The 1,513-nt window shown below is 66.3% G+C and carries 2 protein-coding genes; one reads left to right on the top strand and one right to left on the bottom strand.

Features of this window, described 5'->3' with window-relative positions; translation table 11 throughout:
- Positions 1 to 100 precede the first annotated feature (100 nt).
- Positions 101 to 322: a hypothetical protein gene (locus MUO23_00585; GenBank protein MCJ7511446.1), complete on the bottom strand. Its 222-nt coding sequence runs from the start codon at positions 320 to 322 to the stop codon at positions 101 to 103.
- A gap of 131 nt (positions 323 to 453) precedes the next feature.
- Here MUO23_00585 and MUO23_00580 point away from each other — a divergent pair, with 131 nt between their 5' ends.
- Entirely contained in the window at positions 454 to 1,083 is a 630-nt protein-coding gene (locus MUO23_00580; protein MCJ7511445.1) for an ABATE domain-containing protein, read from the top strand.
- Positions 1,084 to 1,513 lie beyond the last annotated feature (430 nt).

The raw sequence follows: 1,513 nt of genomic DNA, 5'->3' as shown, positions 1-1,513 counted from the left end.
GCAACGAGCGGTCCGAACGCCGCCCGTCTGCCGTCGTGTCTTGGGACGCGGCAACCCCGGAGGGCGCGGTGTACCCACGGCGACCCGCGCCACCTTGCGTTCACTTCCAGGCCAACTCCGAACGCGACCAACGAGGATCGGGGTTGCCTTGCAGCCACCGACCGAGGCGGACCAGGACTTCGCCCATCCTCCACTTCAGCCCCCCCGACCGGGCCGGCTTGGACAGCCTCGCCTCTCCCAGCTGCCGAGCCGTGCGCGCCAGTGCCCGGCTGCGCTCCAGCCGCAACTGCGCTTCCAGCTCAAGCCCATACAGGTTGACCATTTCCCACTCCTTGGCTCACGCCCCGCTCCCGCCGGGCTGACCTTGACACGCCATGTATAACTGGTTACAATCGGTTCACTGGTTAGATGTTAGCACGGCTTATATAACCTGTCAAGAGGCGGTTACTGGTTATGGACACCTGGGATGAACGCGCGCTCAACCTCGAAGCCGGCCGTTTGTGCCTGGAGTTTGCCAACACCGCCAACTGGCATGCCAGCCCTCAGCCGATCGAGGAGCTGACCTCCTATGGTGAACTGGTCGCCTGGGCACAAAAGGCCGGGGTGCTCAACCCGGATGAGGCCAATGCCCTGCGGCGCTCGGCCGAAGAGAATCCGGGCCAGGCCGATCGGACCATGCGCCAGGCCGTCGGCCTGCGAGAGGCGATCTATCGGCTGTTCTCCGCCATCGCCCACGGGCGGAGCGGAGCGCCAGAGGACATCGAGGCGGTCAATGCCGCCTGGCAGCGCGCTACCCAGGAGCTTAGCCTCGGCCGCGGAGCCAGCGGATTCCTGTGGGTATGGTCGTCACGGTTCAGCCTGGATCGGCCGCTGTGGCCGGTGGCGCTCTCCGCCGGGAGTCTGTTGACTTCCGACCAGATCGCCCGCGTCGGGGAATGCGCCGATGATCGTGGGTGTGGATGGTTGTTCTACGATGGCAGCCGCAACCGCAGCCGGCGCTGGTGTGGGATGGAAAACTGCGGCAATCGCGCCAAAGCCAGGCGCCACTACCAGCGAACGCGCCTGGCCTCCGCCCCGGGCTAGAGCAGCTCACCCGCCCGGGCCACGAGCCAACCGGCCGGGTTCTTCTTTGAGCCAACACCCGGCGGCCAGCAACCGGCCGCCACCGACCCCTATGTTCACCAGGGTGACGACGGCCGATGAGAGCCCCGGCTCACGGTGGATGCCTCGTCTGAGCAAAGCCGACAGAGGATTTGCGGCGATCGACATCGCCGCCAAGAGCAACCGAATTTACCGGCAGCAGGGCAAGCACTCAGCAGGAAGCAAAGCCCGGCGCCGTGCAGACGGCCTCCGATCGCGGTCCACTCGATCGGGGAACTCCTCTCACTCACCCCGATCCCTCCAGCGATAGCGACGGCCAGTGGCGCAAGATTCCACAGAAGGCTGGCCGCCGTCGCCTGCAGGGATGCCGGGCCGAGGAAGATCGCGCCCTGAGTCAGTCTGACGCACGACT

This window comes from Anaerolineales bacterium, from assembly GCA_022866145.1.
In the GTDB taxonomy this organism is placed as follows: Bacteria; Chloroflexota; Anaerolineae; order Anaerolineales; family E44-bin32; genus PFL42.
This window is presented reverse-complemented; position numbering and strand designations above follow the sequence as displayed.

Bases quoted from the DNA above. Each gene is read 5' to 3' on its own strand.
- MUO23_00585 (MCJ7511446.1), bottom strand. From the start codon at position 322: ATGGTCAACCTGTATGGGCTTGAGCTGGAAGCGCAGTTGCGGCTGGAG.
- MUO23_00580 (MCJ7511445.1), top strand. From the start codon at position 454: ATGGACACCTGGGATGAACGCGCGCTCAACCTCGAAGCCGGCCGTTTG.